Raw genomic sequence first — 16,456 nt, 5'->3', positions numbered from 1 at the left:
GTCCTACTTCACGGGTGCGGCGCGACGGGCCTTGTCGAGGTCGGTCTGAAGCTCGTCCGCCCGCTCGATCTCTGCGGTCAGCACGCGTACGCCCTCGGTGCTCCCGGCATCCTCGGCTGCGTCCCGCTTGCGGATCAGATCCACCTTGAGCGACTGGAGCGCCTTGTCCAGGTTTTCACCGTGCTGCGCAACAAATTGATCAGGTGTCATGGCCCGACCATAGCCGCCGGGGCTGTCCTGCCCAGAGGGAACAGCGAGACCGATCAAGGGGTAGTGCTGCTCCCGGGTCCGTCCTCGGCCGGTGCTGTTCGACGGTGACGCCCACGCCCCGGGCCGAGTGCCGGTCGGTCCCACTCCGCCGGGCGCTCCTGTGCGGGCTGCGGCGGGTACAGCACGCTCTTGGCCTCGGCGAGATTGCTGACCACGGCGACCGTCTCCCACTCGGTTCCGTTCCATTCCTGGATCACACGCGGTGCGTCGGGTTCGAGGTGTTGTCCGCGGTGCCGCCCTTCGGCGAGGGGGATTGCGCGCAGTTTGCCCTTCGAGGCATCTCGACGTTCCTCTCGCCGCCGCGCCCAGTCCTCCAGCGGTTCCTGCTCTTCGTGCATTTCAGCATCGTGGCGCAGAAGGGATGGCCGCTGCCACCGCCTTGCCCAGACGTCACCGGGACCGTGCCGAGCCGGCGCGAGGAGCTAGTTGTACGACAGAGTCGTTGCGGCTCAGGGCGTTCAGCCCCTGGGGCCGGGGCGGCGCCGGTTGGCGCGTGAGCCCGTTGGCCACCTCGAAGGCGACGTCCTGGAGTACCGATGCGGCGGCGCGGGGCGAGAAGTGGAGCACCCACTGAGGCGAGTTGGCGTCACCACCGCCCCGGAATGTCCAGGCGGGCAGTCCGCTGTGAGGGGCGTGGGCGGCGAAGGCGTCGAACTGGACGCTGATGGCGCGGTCTCCTGGGGCCTGCCAGCGGATCGCGCGGCCGTCGATGGTGTGCTTCCAGCCGGCGCCGGCCAGTGGGCGGGTGGCCTCACCGATGGTCGCTTCCGATATCTGGTTGCCTTCCGCGATCTCTACGGCGTCTGCGGAGGCGAGGCTGTCGAGGACTACCTGCATGATCTCCACGGGGACCGTGGTGCTCGCGGTGGCGTGCCACACGCGTTCACCGACCGGGCTCTCGTACGCGGCGATCTTCCACTGGGTGCCGGTGGGTTCGGCCTCGTGGATGAACTCGGCGCGTAGGACGAGGGATTCGTGGACGGCGTGGGTGGTGTCGTCGGACCAGGTGCGCCAGCATTCCCACTCTCCTTGCGACTCGAGGAAGTCCTTCAGGAGCGCTTCGTGGTCGTCGAGGCTTGCCGAGCCCGCCTCTGCCGGCTCGGCCATCGCCGGGGACGCCTGGGCGTCGGCCGCATAGGGCGTGGACGGGGTGCGTGCCTGCTCGGCGTCGCGTTCGGTGCTGGTGGCTGGGGCAGGGCCGTGGCGTACGGCATCGCCGTAGAGGCGCTCGAACTCGGCGATGGCCTTGACGGGGGTGTCGTACCGGCCGGCTTCTACGCGGAGGTGGTTTACACCGTGGAGGTGGATGCTCGGGCCGTCGCGGTAGGTACCGACGGCCACGGTGGTCCAACCGTCGTGGGCGTGCGCGTGGATGATCAGCCGGCCGGAGCGTATGTCGTCGTAGATCTGCTGGGCGTCGTTCGAGACCTCGCGGATCTCCTCACGCGAGCACCACGGCATGGGGTAGTTGGCCCAGGTCCATTCGGTGTCGATCTCTTCGCGCAGCTGCGGCGTGATGTCCACCGTGACGCCCTCGGCGCGCAGGGCGCGTGCGGCCAGTTCGGCGTAATGCGGCTCCTCGCGGTCGATGCGTGCCATGACCATCGTCGCGTCGTCGAGGGGCTCGAAGCCGTGGACGGCGAGCAGGGCTCGCACGGTGTGGGTGGGGGCGCCGGTGATGGTGGCGGTGACGGCGCCGGGGCGGCCGTCGAGCAGGTCGAGGCGGAGGTGCGGGTCTACTTCAGGGGGCGGCAATCTGTTCTCGTTTCACGGCTCCGGCCGGCGTGGGGCCGGCCGGAGCGGGTGGCTTCATCGGAGTGCTCGGGTGCTGACCGCGGTGGCTCGTGGCGGCGGGCCGGCGCGTGAGGCGGCTGGGCTGCGAGGTCGGGGAGCTGCCGGCGTAGGAGGGCTGGTGCTGCGGTGCCAGCGGGTGCGCAGGGCGGTGAGGTCGGCCAGGGCGCGGCGGCTCCCGGTGATCAGCTGGTGCGGGGTGTTGGCCGGGTCCTGGGCGTAGGCGGCGATACGGGTGCCGACATCGAAGGCGCGGGCCAGCAGGGCGCGTTGAAGGACTCGCTCACCCCAGTATTCGGGTGAGCCGACGGGGGTGGAGACCAGGTCGATGAGGTCGCCGGGGGCGAGGCCGTCCGTGAGGAGTCCGCGGTGCTGGGCTTCCCAGAGCACGGTGACGGGGTCCACGGGTTCCCCGTTGTGGGCCAGGGCGGTCAGGCACTGCCAGAGGGTGGCGTGCAGCGGCAGCGTGAAGTCGTCGGGCTGCAGCCAGCGCATGTTCTTCAGCTCTGCGGGGTGTGCGGTGGCCGTGGCGAGGACGAGGCGTTCCTCGTCGAGGGCTTCCTCGCCGCGGCGTCCGCCGAGGGTGCCCGGCACGGAAGTGCGCGGCAGGGAACCGGGGTGCGGGGCGAACTGTCCGGCGAGTGTGTCCAGGAACTGTCCGAGCGTGTCGGCCTGGGCCAGGGTGGTGGCGGCCGGGTTGGGCAAGGTGGCGTCGGTGGAGGTCTGGGCGAGGCGTTCGGCGTGCATGAGCAGCGTGCGCCGGGCGTGATCGGCTCGGATCATCCGCGCATACGTCGGCGCGTGTTTCGGCCAGGGGCATACCTGGATGAGGGTGTGGAGATAGGAGGCGGTGAGCCCGGGGGCGTTGGGGCGCGCTGCGTCGAGCACGGTGTTCAGCCAGGCGGGATCGGAGCGGTGGGCTTCCTGGGCGGGTGCCGGCACCGTACGCATGGCCTGAAAGAGGGCGCCGTGCGCGTGGTTGCCGAACTGGCCCGCGTCCAGGTCGCCGATCTCGGCGAGTCGGTGCGGGTCCAGAAGGAGTGCGCCGACCAGAGCCTGCTCGGCGTAGTGCACCGGCCGGGCCGGGGGAAGGTCGTCCAGGTCGTCTTCGTAAGGGTCGGTGGGCTGGGGCATCTAGGCGGCCAGGGCGAAGTCGTCGGGGTTCAGGGTCTTGTTGAGGTGCGGGGCCAGCAGGTGGGCTGCGAGGCGAGGCGGCACGGCATTGCCGATCTGGGAGAACTGCTGGCCCTTGTTGCCGGCCCAGCGGTAGTCGGCGGGGAAGGTCTGCAGGAGACCGGCCTCCTGGGCGGTGATCCGGATGGACTCCGGAGCCGTAGGCTCCTCGTCTGTGTCACTGGGAGCGGGTTCGGCAACCCAGACGCACTCGTTCGCACGATGGCCGAAGAACAACGTGCCGGCGGGCTCGTCGGCCCGTCGCACGGTCGCGTTCGCCTGGTTGTTGCTGCGCAGCGACCACGACCATCGAGGTGCTTCGCTGGCGCAGGCGGGAGCGGCGGACGGCCGCTTCTCCCTGGCTCCGTGCCGGGCGCTCTGCGGCTTCCAGGTCCCGCGGGCACGGGCGTCGGTGAGCGTCTTACGGGAGCCGGAAGGGAAAGGCTCGGGGCCACCGCCCGGTCCCCCGCCGGCGCACACGGTCGGCACGGGCCGGTCGGTGGCGCCCCATCCGAGGGCCTCGGCCATGGACACCCACTTCTGCCGGCCCGGCCCGAACAGTGACTCGGGCTCGGCTGCCTTGGCATGTGTGGGTGGCGGCGGCTCGGCGGTGCGGGTGCGCGAGGCCATCAGGATCGCTCGGCGCCGCGTCTGGGGGACGCCGTAGTCCGCCGCGTTCAGGATGCCGGTCCATACCGAGTAGCCCCAGCTGCGCAGGATCGCGGCGTACTGGCGCCACAGCGGCAGGACGTCGGGCACCTCCTCCATCGCGACCCATTCGGGTTGGCCGTGCTGGTGCAGGGCGTGCAGGTAGCGCATGGGCTCGGCGGCGAGCAGAGAGCGTTCGTCGCGGCAGGAGGCCAGCAGCTGTTCGCGGGTGTCGCGTCCGGTGGCGAGGTCGGCGACGGCTTGGTGGATGAGCGGCTGGTCGAGCAGGCCGAGGCGCTTGCCGGCCATCGACCACGCCTGGCAGGGCGGGCTGGCGATGAGCCCGGTGGTCTTCCCGAGGAACGGCCCCACCGGGTACATCGCCACGTCGGTCCGGATCGTCAACTGCCCCTGTCCGGCACGGGTTTTGCAGGCCCATTCGTCCCATTCCAGGCCGATGTCCCGTACGCCGAGTACGGCCAGTGCGTGGCTCCAGCCGCCGGGTCCCGCGAACAGGTCGAGCACGATCACGTGGCCAGCCCGAAGTCGTCCTGCGTGGCGGCGATTTCACCTCGGCAGGTCCAGGGAGAGCACCCGTCGGTTACGCCCTCTTCCAGCTGCTGCGTCGCTTCTTCGGCGTCGAGTTCCTGTTGGAGTGCGGCCCATTCGGCGGCGGTGACGTGGTCGATCGGGGCTTCGCTCAGCGGAATGCGGGAGCGGTGCAGGAATGCCTGTCCCAGCAGCCGGTTGCCGGTGGCGTTGGCGCGGGCGTTTCCCTTGCGGATGGCAGCGTCGAACTCCACCACGTCTGCCCACTCGGCAGGGGAGTTATCGCGAATATTTCGCCACTGGGCGTTGCCGTGAAATGGGCAACCAAGGCAGCTCGATTTCGGAGTGTCGGCCAATCCGAGCGAAGACAGGTAGCGGACGCAGTCGCTGCGCGACCAGCCCATGTCGATGAGGGGGTGCCGGTTGCGCATGTACTTCACGTCCGCGTCCTTGGCGCGGTGGAATTCATCCGTCGAGATGCCCACCCACTGCTCCACGAACACGTCTCGCGGAATGCGGGCAGGGTAGGGGTAGCCGAGGAGTTCGCGAACCTTTTTCTTGATCGGCTTAATCTTATATTCGCCTGTGCATTGCCTCCTGGTCATTCCTGCCTTGCCGTCTTGATTGAGAATGTAGAGCGGCATGGAGGCGAATCTGTGATCCGGGTCTAGCGCATCATTGCGAATGTTCCCGGACGTCACGCGCAGAATTGGTATGCCTGCCGGTTTCGCTATCTCCCGCTCCAGGCGGTCGAGATGGGAATACACGGAATTTGGTTCCCACCCTGTGTCAGCAAAAATGGCGTAGTCGACTCTGGGGAGAATTCCTTCGGCTGACAGGGCGAGCATGGCGCTGGATTGAATTCCGGCGCCGAGCGAGATCGATCGGAATACGGGGTTGTCGGAAATGAGGACGTCCTAGTGGTGAATGGGGCGCTGCGTTGTCCGTGGGCGGGGCGGTCAGCGGCGGGAGGTGGAGGCGCGCTGCGCGGCGGGTGCCGGCGGAGCCGGTGCCGTGGAGGGAGCGCGAGGTGCGGCGAAGGCGGGGCGTACTTCGTCGAGACCGGCCGCGAGGTCGCGGGCGGCGGCGGTGGCTGTACGCAGCCACTCCCAGATGGGAGCGGGGAGTTGGCGCCAGTGGGCGTTGTCGCGGGCCCATTCGAGGATCTCGGCGGCGTTGTGCAGCTGCTCGGCGAGCTGGGCCAGCACGGCGGGTTGCTGGTCGCCGTCGCGGGCGGTCGTCAGGGACTGCAGGAGTTCGTCGAGGGCGGTGGGCACCGGGCCCGGGTCGTCGGGTAGTCCGTAGAGCCGGGCGTGCAGGGACTGGGCGATGCCGGTCGCGGGGCCGCCACAGGAGCGGTGGTCGTAGCGCGGTGCGGCCAGGCGGCGCAGCGTGAAGTGGACGACGACGTCGCGGGGCGTGGCGTCGGGATGCACCTGTTTGGCTAGGGCGAGCGCGATGTCGTGCGCGGTGGGGGTGTCGGAGGTCGTGAGGGCTCCCAGGGCGTGGGGTGCGGGGTGTGGGGTGTGGTTCAGCGGGCCCGGCTGACGGCAGCCGCGCGCTGGGACGCTGAGGGGCGCCTGGTACTCAGGGCGGCGGACCGGGGGTGCGCGAAGGAGGCTGCGAGATCACGGCGCCCGGCCGGGCTCAGGTGCACGCGCTCGTCCACGAGCCATAGATGGCAGTCCTCGCGCGTGATCAGCCCGCGGTTTTCCAGGGCGCGGATGGTGCTGATGCTGAAGCGGACGCCCTCGCGGCGGTGGTAGGGCCGGCCATCGCTGATGGTCACTTCCCCGCGGGCGATGGCGTGCAGCGTGCTGCTCTGGGTGCGGGACAGTGCGAGCGGCTGGTGCTCGGGCAGGTAGCCGTAGTGGCGGCGTTCGGCAACGTACTGTTCGGCGGTCCCCACGGCGTCAAAGGCGCCGAGAGCGGTGAGTTCGGAAACGAGGGTGAAGCGCCGGCCGATTTCCTGTCGTGCGTCCTGCTCGCTCGGGACGGCCAGGAAGCCGTCGCCCAGCTCCATGGGCAGTCCTGCCTGCGCGTGGATGAGGATGTCCTCGGCGTCGATGAGGTGGTCGGCCGCGTCCGTGGCCAGGTGGGCGAGCTGACGGATCCGGGCGTACACGGCGCGGATGACGGGGCTGTGGTACATCGACTCCCTGTTGAGCGTGGTGACGATGTCCAGGGCCGAGTTGGCCAGCGCTTGGGCGCCGGCCGTCTGGGTGTTCAGGATGGTGGCGGACCGGTTCCCGTTGACCGCATGTCGCAGATGCAGGTCGTGGAAGCGGGTGAAGTCGGCTGCCAGGGCAAGGAGCTGCTCGGCCGGTTCAAGGGAGGCGGTCTTCTCGGGCAGGGGTGGCTCCGGGGCAGGGGGTGGTCAGCGGCGACGGGGGCGATCGAGCTGCGCGAGGGCGTGATCGAGGTGCGGACTGATCGCGGCCCCGCGGACCGGAGTGATCAGCTCGCTGTGCTCGTACCGTGTGCTGAGGGGCACGTCGGCGAAGGCCCGTTCCACCGCCGTGGTCGTGGCGAGATGGGCGAAGAAGTTGCCGACGAGGCCCTCGGGTACGTCGCGGGTGAAGGTGGCCAGCGGCTGCTTCTCGAAGAAGGCGTGCCAGGCCCGCCAGGCGATGTCCTCATCCGGCGTGTGGATGAGTTGGCAGTACCAGTCGGGCGACGTCAGGACGTGGTCCTCGGCCGTCCACAGGTGGAGCGCCGCGATCTGGTCCAGGGGCATGCCGGCGATCGGGATACGCTCGGCGTGCCGGGTATCGCCGAGCAGTTGCGGCAGCGCCTGGGTGACGGCGGCAACGGTCTCCAGGGGGGTTTGCCGACTGAACTGCACCTCCCAGTACGGCTCGTGGTGCGTGATCGTCCACCACTGGCCGAGGGGGGCAATGGGGTCGAAGTCGACGAACATGCTGCCGTCAGGGCTGGTGATCTGGACGTGTCCGGTGGCGACGTCGTGCTGCGTGGGCCAGCCGAAGAGGTGGATCAGCGGGCCGAGCGCGTCGGCGAGCCGGTCACCCGCGCCGGCCATATATCGCGGGGAGACCATGACCCGGTCGTCGGGGCCGTACGCGCTCACCGGTGGGCTCCCTGCGCGACCGCGGTCTTGGGTGGCGTGGCGACTGTGGTGCGCAGCGCGGCGTGGGCGCCCGGCCGGGTCAGGGCTTGCTGCCCCTGCTCGGTCACGGTGATCTTCTGGCCGATGACCAGCGACGTGCCGGTGTCGCGGGTGACGAGGCCGCGTTTGGCCAAGGCCCGGAAGGTGGCGATGGAGACCCGCGTGCCGTCGTCGGCGGCAACCCGGGTCACGCCCAGCCCCCGGGTCGTGCTCTCGTACAGACGGCCTCCGCCGTTCAGGGCGGTGAGGGCGTCGTGCTGGGCGGGAGTCAGTGCGGGGGCCGTTGTCCGCTGTACGACTGCCGGCTGGTCCTTCTGCGCGGCGGCCAGGTCCTCGGTGATGCCGTGGGCGAGGTAGTGGCAGCCGATGGCGCACAGGTCGAGCTGGTGGACGGCATCGTCGAGGTGGGCGTTCATCTGCGGGATGGCCTCGGCGTGACGGACGGTGCGCACCGCGTCGTCGTCCGCCGGGTATCCGGCGAACTGCGCGCCCTCGTATGGGTTGGCGAGCACCACGTGGGCCAGGTCGGTGCCGGCGAGCGAGGACGAGGACACGATGGAGGCCATCAGTTCCAGGCCGGCCCGGCTGCCGGCGACGCTCGTGTACGTGCTGTTGTCGAGCGCGGTCAGGCGCACCAGGGCGGTGGCGGTGAGGTCCTGCGCCTGCAGGAGCAGGGGGCTGACGTGGCGCAGCGCGTCCGTGCCGGGGGTGTAGGAGATGTCGCGCGCGCGCACCTTGAGGGCGTCGAAGTCGGATGCCAACTGCCTGAGCTGGCCGACTTGTTCATTCAGGTCGAGTGGGGGCGTGGGGATGGGAGGGCTCCTGTGAGGTTCAGCGGCTTTGAGAGGTGGCCTGCGCGGCGGCGGGCAGCGGGCGGGGTGTGGCGCCGGGCGTCGTGCGCGGCCCGGCAGGAGGCGCATCGATGACCGAGGCAAGCGCCGTGATGCCGGCCGAGGTGAGGCGTACGCGGTCCAGGGGCGTGCCGCCGACGTATGCGGCGCGCGCCGTGCCCGTCGCTCTCTCGGCCAGTCCTTTCGATTCCAGGGCGCGCAGGGTGCTCATCAGCACCTTGGGCTCGCGGGAGCGGGTGAACTCGCGCCCCAGGGAGCTGCTGGCCGTGACGTGTCCGCAGGCGATCTCGGCCAGGGCGGTGCGGTGCGCGGCACTGAGCTGACCGTCGGGTGCTGGTGCCGTGGCCCAGCGCCGCCGCCTGGTCTCGGAGGCCAGCGTCACGGCGCTGGTGACGGCGGCTTCCGGGGCCAGCGCGGTCAGTTCGCGCGCTGCGAGGGTGGTTAGGTCGATCGAGGCGTCGGCGAGGATGATGAGCTGCTTCAGTCGCATGATCACCTCGGTCAACTCCTCACTCTCATAGAGTCGTTCTCCTTGGATGGCCTTGACGGCGGCCCCGGTGGCGGCGACCAGGCGGTGCGCCGAGTTGGCGTATTCATCCGGCAGCGGTGCGCCGGCGGCATGCAGGAGGAGGTCGAGCGCGTCGTTGTGCTGGGTGTACTGGTCGGCCAGCTGGAGCAGCCGCTCAACGGGCGTCGGCGGTGGCGCGACCTCGAACAGCAGGTCCTCGGCGGGCGATTCGGTCATGCGCGAGACCGGTGCGACGGAGCGGGGGTGGAGGATGCCGCCGGCGTGGCGCCGGGCTTCGATACCTTCTCGGACGCGATCTGCGAGGCCGATACGAAGGATTCGAGGACCGCGGCAACGTCTGCGATGTGCCTGGTGCAGGCCAGTGCCTGCTGGTTGCTCGCGCGGTGGGTGATGGCCCGCAGCGTGACATCAGGGTCACTGTTGCCGCATTCGAGGCAGCAGCGACAGGCGGGGTCCCAGTCGTCGGGAACGTCGTGGATCAGTGGCATAGGGGGTCCAGATGGGCTGTCGGACGGTGAGCAGAGAGAGGAGGAGAAGGAGGGCGACTGCCTTACGCGGCGGGGCCGAAGTCGGACTGCTTGGGGGCGGCCTTGGCGATGGCGCGGGCGGTGATGCCCTTGGAAGCGCGGGCGGAGGCGGCGGAGAGTGCGTCGGCGCCGGGCTCGAGATACCAGGGGCGCAGGTCGAGCATCGCGGCGCGCAAGCCGGTGGCGAACGCGAGTGCGGTCCCCTTGGGCAGCGCGCGGATGGCATCGGCGGCCAGGATGCGTTCCTGCCGCATGGACACGGAGGTCGACTTGCCGGACTCCGAGGTCGAGGTGGAAGTCGTCTCGACGTCGTGGTCGCCGATCAGCCGGGAGAGCTTGTCGGCGAAGTCCGGGTCGTCGATACCCGAGCCGATGACCTTGATAGTGGAGGCGGACCACATGGCGTCCATGCCCGCGTCGCCCCACACCTTCTGGCCCTGCCGGTAGGACTGCAGGATGGTGATCGGGATGATGCCGCGCGAGCCCAGGTGGGAGTACAGGTCCGGCAAGTCGCTGATCTTGCAGACGTTGGCGGCCTCGTCGAGGATCGCGAGCATCGGCGGGTCCAGGCGCCCGCCGGCACGTTCGGCCTGCGCGGTCGCGGCCCGCATCACGCTGTCCGCGCACGCGGCGATCAGCGCCGAGGCCCCTCCGCCGCCGTCCTTCGACAGCAGGTAGAGCGTGTCCTTCGAGGTGACGAACGTCCTCGGCGTGAACTCCGGCACGTCCTTCTGGGGAGTCACCCAGGCGGCGATCTGCGTGTTCAGCAGGGCGGCGGCGTACTGGCGGGCCGTCTCGTAGATGCCGTCCCGTGTTTCGGGCGGGCCTTCCACGGTGCCCTTGAGCTGGGCGGCGACCGCCGCGAACTTGTGGTCGCGCAGGATGTCGAGCGGCGTGCGGTCGGCGGGGAAGGCGAGCCAGGCCATCACGTCGGTGATCGGCCGCTCGTCGAGCGCGGCGGCCAGGAACAACTGGCTCAGGATGTTGCTGCCGGCCTTCGACCAGAAATCGCCCTGCGCGGACGCGTCCACGCTCGCGGCGAGGAAGTGCCCGGCCAACCGTCCCGCGCCGTCCAGGGTCTTGGCGTCGGCCAAGGGGTTCCACCACATGGCCCGCTCCGCGTGGGCGATCTGCTGCGGGTCCATCGACCAGGTCCGGCCGACGGCGGCCCGCGCATCGAGCGTCGCGGTGTAGGCATCGCCTGCGGCCTTGTTCGAGGTGAGCAGGACCGGTCCAGGCGCACCCAGGATCGACGGGATCGCCAAGCTGGTCGTCTTGCCGGAACGGGGTGCCATGATCGCGACGGCGACGTCCTCGTACCCCATCCGCACCTCGTGCTTGGTGCCCTGGAGATTGCCGAGGAGGATGCCGGTGTCGGCCGCGGCGATGTGCTTGGCGTCCTTCAAACTCGGGCGCAGCGAGCGGGCCTTGTCGGTGATGGCCTTCGCCATCAGCGGCTCGATGTCCCGCTGCTTGGCCATGCCGGCGACGCGCTTCTTGCGTCCGCTGCCGCCGCCCCGGTACCGCTTGTAGAGCAGTGCGGCGGTGATGCCGAGCGCGACGAGGACGGCGCCGGGCAGGATGCGCGCGCCGATCAGAATGGACGTTTCGCTCAGGTCCGGCCACAGCTGGTCGGGGTGTAGGAGGGCCTGAACGGGCTGGTAGGGGGCCGTGGTGGAGTCTGTGGTCCAGGCGGTGAGATTGCCGCCGAGCCAGGCGAGGTTGGACAGGGGCACGGCGACGGCGATGGCGCCGAGGAGGACCTTGAACGCTATGTCGTAGCCGTCGGTGGACGAGGAGTTGGGCTGGGGCAAGGGCTGTTCCAGGTACGGGGGAGGAAAGGGGGCCGGTCGCGACGGACAGGTCAGCGCGTGCGGCCTCGCGCCGGTCCGGGCGGCACGGGGGCGACGCCGGTCATGCGGCGGTGCCGCTCGGCGAGGGCGCTGATGCGTCGCTCCAGAGCGAAGGCGACGTCCGTCGCGGGGACGTTGCGGGTGTCCACGGTCATGCGGTCGCGAGCCCAGCCCGGGATGCGGGGAGGGTCGCGCCTGATGGGCGCGGGGTCGGCGAGCGCCTGCGTCACGGCGGCGATCAGGTGAGGTGGCGTGGTGCCGGTGAACACGGCTCGCCAGATCGTTGGCTCCACGACGAACGGAGTGGTCTCGATCATCCACAGGTCGCTGCCGGGAGTTCCGACCTGCTCGACGCGAGTGATGCCGTCGGGGGCTGCGAGCCCGCCGAAGTGCTGGGGTGTTTCCCACCCCGCGTCCTGCAACGCCGTGAAGGGGTCGGGCGGAGCCGCGGGCGGCCCGGACGGGTCGGTTAGCGCGTCGGTGAAGGCGGCGATGATCTCGACGGGGGTGCGGCTTTGGAAGGTGGCCGCCCAGGCGGGCTGATCCGCGGTACGTGCATGGCGGATGGTCCACCAGTCCGGATCATCCGGACCGCCGGGGGTCAGACGCAGTTGCGTGAGCTGGTCCGGGCTGGTGAGCAGGACGCGCGGGATGAGCGGGTCATGCCCGTAGCTCCAGCCGGAGACCCGGTGCAGCGGCTGGGTGATCCAGCCGGGATCGCCGATGCCCGCGAGGGAGCGCGGGGCGATGAACGCCTGCTCGACGGTCTCACTCACGTCCCTCACCGCTGGACCCTGGACGGTGTGGCGGCGGCCTTGTGTACGGGCGCCGTCGCGCGCAGGGACAGCGCGGATGCGGTCGAGGGCCGCTGCGCGAGTGCGTTGACGGCGAAGAGCGCCTGGCCATGGATGGCCCACTGGTCGAGGTAGGACCAGGCTTCTGCGTAGCTCTCGGCGAGCGGTTCCTCGTACGCCTTCGTACCGGGTCGTGCGCTCTCGGGCAGCGCGGCCCGTTCCGCGAGCCAGTCGTCGTGGACCGCGTAGAGGTGCTGCGTGGCATCCCGGAGTTCTCGGACCTGCCAGGCGTAGCGCCGGGTCCGGTCGGAGGGCGACAGCTCGGCGAGTTGTCGCTCGGCGACATCCACGAGTTCGTCCGCGTGGTAGTACACCCGGCCGAACGCGAAGAGGGTGTCGGCGTCGCGTTGCTGCTGGCGACGGCCGTAGGCGTCCTCGTCGTGGGGCTGGAATGTCTCGGGGTCGGAGTGCTGGTCGGAGTAGTGGTCCCAGGCGGCGAGGATCTGCCGGCTGTGCCGCAGATAGATGGCGAGCTGACTCAGATAGAGCCGGTGGGCCGGGCTCCCCGGTTCGAGTGAAATGGTCAAAGAGGGCCTTTGGGCGGGCAGTTGTGATGGAGGGCGGAGTGCGGAGCGGCCGGAGCCGCTCCACACGGTCAGCGTCTGAGGGCCGCGGGCGTGGCCGACTCGGCGGCGGGGCCTGCCGGCGGCCGGGTGCTGGGTACGGCGCTGCGGCGGGCCTTGCGGGCGGCGGCCCGGCTGGCTGTCAGCCGTGCTTCGTGGGCGGCGGCGAGCTGTTCGCCCTGGGCGCCGCGTTCAACCTGCGTGACGAGGTGGTCATGCGGAACGTCGTAGCGACCGCGGGAGACAGGCGCGGGGTCGACGAGGGCCGTGGCGAATCCGGAGATCAGGTGGCGCGGGGTGCGGTCGTCGAAGTACCCGTGCCATAGCCGGTGGTGGCCGCCGAGGCCGGTGGGCAGCGCGACCTCGGCCTTCCAACTGAAGTAGTCGCTGGTTAGCGTCGCCGACCGCTCCATGATGGTGATGCCGTCCGGATGGTGGGCGCGCTCGTTGCCCCGTTCGTCGCACTCGTACGTCCAGCCTGCTGCCTGTAGCGTCGGCCAGATATCCGGCTCAGCCGGGGGCGGGGAGCGCAGGAGGGCGTCGGTGAATCCGGCGATGATCTCCACGGGTGTGTTGCCGCCGAAGGATGCGGACCAGAGCTGCGACGAGACCCGCCACCAGGAGCCGTACGCGTTTGGGGTGGGCTCCAGGACGAGGGTGTGCTGGTAGTCGGGGCTGCCCAGAACAACGTGGGGGAAGTCGGGGTCGCCGAAGTTCTTCCACCCGCCGGCCCGCAGAGCCTGGGTGACGTGGCGCGGGTCACCGGCTCCGGCGAGGTGGCGGGGCGTGGTGTCGCACCAGATCCGCGACCAGGGATCGTCGGCTGCGCTGGCGGTATGGGGACGTGTCACGGCGCCGAGGGACCGGCGGACTCAAGCGCGTAGCTGCTCAGGCGCTGTACGTCCCAATGCAGGACGTGCCAGTCGGTGGCCTCTTGGGCGGCTTCCCGAAGCCCGGCGACGATCAGGTGGATTTCGTCGCTCCTGGTCTTCGCCTCCTGGGCGATGAGGCGTGCGGCGTTGCGAAGGATGTCGCCGAGCAGGATGGGGACGCCGGTGTCCTCGTCGAGGAGGTCGGCGAGCAGCGGCAGCGCGTCGGATACGGACGGATTGGTGTGCAGGTAGTTCTGGACCTGGGCCAGGGTGCCGGTTGCCTGCGCGACGTCGTCGGCGCTGGGGGCGGAGGGGGTGGGCAATTTGCTCCTTGGATGGAAGTGACGGGGCCGCGTTCACCAGGGCCGGACTGGGCGCTGTCCCCTGGGTATGCGTGTGACGTCCGGGGAGAAGGTGCGGAACTGTTCGTCGAGTCCGTTGAAGCGATCTCTGAGGTCGGCAAGGTCGCTGTACGCGTCGCAGCAGAGATCCTGCAGATCGTTGGCGTAGGCGTCTTGGGCAGCGAAGTCGGCGCAGGTGGTTGCGATCACGTCGAATATCTGGGCGATGAGGTGGAGTGCACCGTGACTCCGGTCGACGATCGGTGTGAGGATGTTGGCGAGATCCTCGGGGCGTCCGGATCTGTCGATTTGCTGGCTGAGGCGCAGGAGTTCGGCGGTGAGGGTCTCAACGCCACCGGGCGGGAGGTCTTGGGACTGCGTCAAGGTGATGCACTTTCGATTGGGTGGCGGGCGGACGTGAGACAGCTGCGGATGCGTGCTCCGGCTTGGGCGTACGGACGGGGCGTACGGGCCCCGGGTCAGCGGTGTCGCTTGTGGCGAGCCGGTCCGGGGGGCGGCGGAGCTGGGGCGGGTGCGCCCGTGCCGGTGCGCTGAGCGGCTTCGAGGCGCCGAAGGTGCTGCAGGCGGTGTTGCTCCGGGGTGACGGAGCTGCGGCGGGAGTCGAGGAAGCCGAAGGCGTGCCGCGGCTCCTGCCCCTCCGAGCGCAGCAGCGGGGCGGGATCGGTGAGTGCGTCGATGAACCCGGTGAGTGCTGCGGGCGGAGCGGCTTCGTCGATGGACGCATTCCAGATCCACCGATGCCGCTTCTCAGTGAGCGGTATGGAGACCTGAACTGCCCAGCGGTGGATGGGTGTTTCGGCGAGTGAGGACTCACGGGACAGGTAGGCGGTCTCGTCCGGGGACAGTGCGGCCCGCTCCCTGCCGGCCAGTCGCATGGTCCACCCGCGGCTGGCTGCGAGGCGCCACAGCTCGGCCTCTTCCGGCCGTGGTCCTGTGCTGTTCAGCGCGTCGGTGAAGCCCGCGATGATCTCCACCGGGGTGTGGATGCCGAACTGGGCCGACCATGCATAGCGGTCTTGGGCCGGGTGGACGCGCCAGGACGACATGAACTCGTCCTCTTCGGGTTCCAGCGTGAGGTGCAACCGTCGGTCGGGGCTTTCCAGCAGGACATGCGGATAGCCCGGGACCGAGTGGTTGCTCCAGCCGGACGCGAGCAGATGCTCGGTCACGTGTCGGGGGTCGCCCCCGCCGGCCAGGTGGCGCGGCGCCACCTCGTCTAGCCAGCGGACGGCGTTGACGCGGTGCAGGGTGGGTCCGTTGACGCGGGAGTAGAAGCGTTCGTGGCTCACCGCATCCGCCCGGCCTTGGCGTACGGGCGGGCTCCGGGACCTTGAGGGCGTGCCCTGTTGCTGGCGAAGGTGTTGCTGGCCCAGGTGGCGGCGCGGGCTGCGGTGATCCGGGCCTGCTGCCATGCGCTGAGTTGCGAGGGCAGCACGGACACCGACGTGGTGCGGATCTTCTGCGAGGGCGGGACGTGGCCGAGGGGCCGCATCACCGGCTGCGGGTCGGCGAGTGCGGTGCTGAACGCCTGCACCAGATGCATCGGCGTGGTTGGCGTGAACGTCGCCTCCCATACCGTCCCGTGCTCGTTGCGGGCGCCGGCCCACCAGTGGGCCTGTCCGGGGGCGTCCTGGTGGAAGCGGACGACGGCGTCGCCGTCCGGACTGCGGGCCGTGAAGTGCTGTCCGCGCTCGGTTTCCCAGCCCTGTGCCTCAAGCGGCGCCCACACGTTGGGGGCGTGGGCGGAGCGCGGCCGGGTCAGTGCGTCGGTGAGGCCGGCCACGATCTCGACGGGGACCTGCCGGCCGAGCGTGGCGTGCCATGCCCCCTCTGTCCTCGTCTGCTTCCCGCTGATTGTCCAGCCGCCGGGCTGGGTGTACGGGTCGTACCCGATACGCATGGACTTGTCGGGGCTGTCGAACGCGACGGGACCGCCGGTCTTGGACTTGTCCTTCCAGCCTGAGGCGCGCAGGTACTCGGTGACGAAGCGCAGGTCGCCGCCGCCGGCGAGGTGGCGGGGTTCGACGAGGTAGTGCTGCTGGGCTTGCTGACCGGTGGGGCCCCAGCCGGCCCACTGCTTGTTCTTCTTCACCGGCGCCGCCGGAGAACCATCGCGGAGGCGACCGGCACTGTGGCCGGCTTGCTGGATGGAGGGGTGGGCGCGGCGACCTGCTTGATGGTGCCGGTGTGCTCGTTAAGGTCGACGCCCACGCTGTTGAGTTCGTTGGCGGCGCGGCCCAGCGCGAGCCAGACCTCGGGTGGCAGGATGCCGCGCTCGGAGTGGTTCTTCGCGAAACGCGAGCCGGTTCCGACGAGTTCGGTGACTTCGCCGAGGAGGCCGGTGTCGTAGTCCGGGACATTGGCGAGGATCTGGGCGGCTTCGTGCGGTGGGGCCAGGGCGAGGTGGCGGCGGAGCTGTCCGAGTTGGGCGGTGATGGCGTTGGCGAGCTGTATGGAGGGGAGGTTCGAGTCGGTCATGGGCCTCCT

At 70.1% G+C, this 16,456-nt stretch carries 20 protein-coding genes; all 20 read right to left on the bottom strand.

Annotation, left to right across the window (positions count from 1 at the left end):
* Positions 1-3: 3 nt before the first annotated feature.
* Positions 4-210 carry a hypothetical protein gene (locus ABZV77_RS05870; RefSeq protein ID WP_356250733.1) on the bottom strand — a complete coding sequence of 69 codons (207 nt, stop codon included), beginning with the start codon at positions 208-210 and terminating at the stop codon, positions 4-6.
* A 53-nt stretch (positions 211-263) separates the two neighbouring features.
* Positions 264-608, bottom strand: a complete 345-nt coding sequence (locus ABZV77_RS05865; RefSeq protein ID WP_356250732.1) for a DUF6087 family protein — start codon at positions 606-608, stop codon at positions 264-266.
* A gap of 52 nt (positions 609-660) precedes the next feature.
* Complete coding sequence (locus ABZV77_RS05860; RefSeq protein WP_356250730.1) at positions 661-2,025, bottom strand: DUF317 domain-containing protein; 1,365 nt, start codon at positions 2,023-2,025, stop codon at positions 661-663.
* A gap of 54 nt (positions 2,026-2,079) precedes the next feature.
* A complete protein-coding gene (locus ABZV77_RS05855; protein ID WP_356250728.1) occupies positions 2,080-3,195 on the bottom strand; it encodes a DnaB-like helicase N-terminal domain-containing protein in 1,116 nt (371 codons plus the stop codon).
* Positions 3,196-4,413: a DNA cytosine methyltransferase gene (locus ABZV77_RS05850; protein WP_356250726.1), complete on the bottom strand. Its 1,218-nt coding sequence runs from the start codon at positions 4,411-4,413 to the stop codon at positions 3,196-3,198.
* The gene (locus ABZV77_RS05845) at positions 4,410-5,279 is read right to left on the bottom strand and encodes a hypothetical protein (RefSeq protein WP_356250724.1); all 870 of its coding nucleotides are present in this window, start codon (positions 5,277-5,279) and stop codon (positions 4,410-4,412) included. The genes ABZV77_RS05850 and ABZV77_RS05845 overlap by 4 nt, the downstream gene beginning before the upstream one ends.
* A gap of 111 nt (positions 5,280-5,390) precedes the next feature.
* Positions 5,391-5,867 (bottom strand): hypothetical protein, encoded by a 477-nt coding sequence (locus ABZV77_RS05840; RefSeq protein WP_356250722.1) that lies wholly within the window; start codon positions 5,865-5,867, stop codon positions 5,391-5,393.
* A gap of 95 nt (positions 5,868-5,962) precedes the next feature.
* On the bottom strand, positions 5,963-6,583 hold the full coding sequence (locus tag ABZV77_RS05835) for a hypothetical protein (protein WP_356250720.1): 621 nt from the start codon (positions 6,581-6,583) through the stop codon (positions 5,963-5,965).
* Between the two features lie 225 nt (positions 6,584-6,808).
* Positions 6,809-7,519, bottom strand: coding sequence for a DUF317 domain-containing protein (locus tag ABZV77_RS05830; RefSeq protein WP_356250719.1), 711 nt, complete (start codon positions 7,517-7,519; stop codon positions 6,809-6,811).
* A complete protein-coding gene (locus ABZV77_RS05825) occupies positions 7,516-8,319 on the bottom strand; it encodes a hypothetical protein (RefSeq protein WP_356250717.1) in 804 nt (267 codons plus the stop codon). The genes ABZV77_RS05830 and ABZV77_RS05825 overlap by 4 nt, the downstream gene beginning before the upstream one ends.
* A 70-nt stretch (positions 8,320-8,389) precedes the next feature.
* Positions 8,390-9,154, bottom strand: coding sequence for a hypothetical protein (locus ABZV77_RS05820; RefSeq protein ID WP_356250715.1), 765 nt, complete (start codon positions 9,152-9,154; stop codon positions 8,390-8,392).
* Positions 9,155-9,488: 334 nt separating this feature from the next.
* Positions 9,489-11,279 (bottom strand): TraM recognition domain-containing protein, encoded by a 1,791-nt coding sequence (locus tag ABZV77_RS05815; RefSeq protein ID WP_356250714.1) that lies wholly within the window; start codon positions 11,277-11,279, stop codon positions 9,489-9,491.
* 50 nt (positions 11,280-11,329) lie between these two features.
* On the bottom strand, positions 11,330-12,094 hold the full coding sequence (locus ABZV77_RS05810) for a DUF317 domain-containing protein (protein ID WP_356250712.1): 765 nt from the start codon (positions 12,092-12,094) through the stop codon (positions 11,330-11,332).
* Positions 12,095-12,099: 5 nt separating this feature from the next.
* A complete protein-coding gene (locus ABZV77_RS05805) occupies positions 12,100-12,699 on the bottom strand; it encodes a hypothetical protein (protein WP_356250710.1) in 600 nt (199 codons plus the stop codon).
* Positions 12,700-12,767: 68 nt separating this feature from the next.
* The gene (locus ABZV77_RS05800; protein ID WP_356250708.1) at positions 12,768-13,586 is read right to left on the bottom strand and encodes a DUF317 domain-containing protein; all 819 of its coding nucleotides are present in this window, start codon (positions 13,584-13,586) and stop codon (positions 12,768-12,770) included.
* Positions 13,583-13,930 (bottom strand): hypothetical protein, encoded by a 348-nt coding sequence (locus tag ABZV77_RS05795; RefSeq protein WP_356250707.1) that lies wholly within the window; start codon positions 13,928-13,930, stop codon positions 13,583-13,585. Before ABZV77_RS05795 ends, ABZV77_RS05800 begins: the two co-directional genes overlap by 4 nt.
* A 33-nt stretch (positions 13,931-13,963) precedes the next feature.
* On the bottom strand, positions 13,964-14,332 hold the full coding sequence (locus ABZV77_RS05790) for a hypothetical protein (RefSeq protein WP_356250705.1): 369 nt from the start codon (positions 14,330-14,332) through the stop codon (positions 13,964-13,966).
* Positions 14,333-14,427: 95 nt separating this feature from the next.
* Positions 14,428-15,258 carry a DUF317 domain-containing protein gene (locus tag ABZV77_RS05785; RefSeq protein WP_356250703.1) on the bottom strand — a complete coding sequence of 277 codons (831 nt, stop codon included), beginning with the start codon at positions 15,256-15,258 and terminating at the stop codon, positions 14,428-14,430.
* Positions 15,255-16,061 carry a DUF317 domain-containing protein gene (locus ABZV77_RS05780; RefSeq protein WP_356250701.1) on the bottom strand — a complete coding sequence of 269 codons (807 nt, stop codon included), beginning with the start codon at positions 16,059-16,061 and terminating at the stop codon, positions 15,255-15,257. The genes ABZV77_RS05785 and ABZV77_RS05780 overlap by 4 nt, the downstream gene beginning before the upstream one ends.
* Entirely contained in the window at positions 16,058-16,447 is a 390-nt protein-coding gene (locus ABZV77_RS05775) for a hypothetical protein (protein WP_356250699.1), read from the bottom strand. Before ABZV77_RS05775 ends, ABZV77_RS05780 begins: the two co-directional genes overlap by 4 nt.
* Positions 16,448-16,456: the final 9 nt, after the last annotated feature.

The organism is Streptomyces sp. NPDC004732 (assembly GCF_040609235.1).
Lineage (GTDB): Bacteria > Actinomycetota > Actinomycetes > Streptomycetales > Streptomycetaceae > Streptomyces.
The sequence above is the reverse complement of the archived record's forward strand: the minus strand, read 5'-3'. Positions and strand labels throughout refer to the sequence as shown.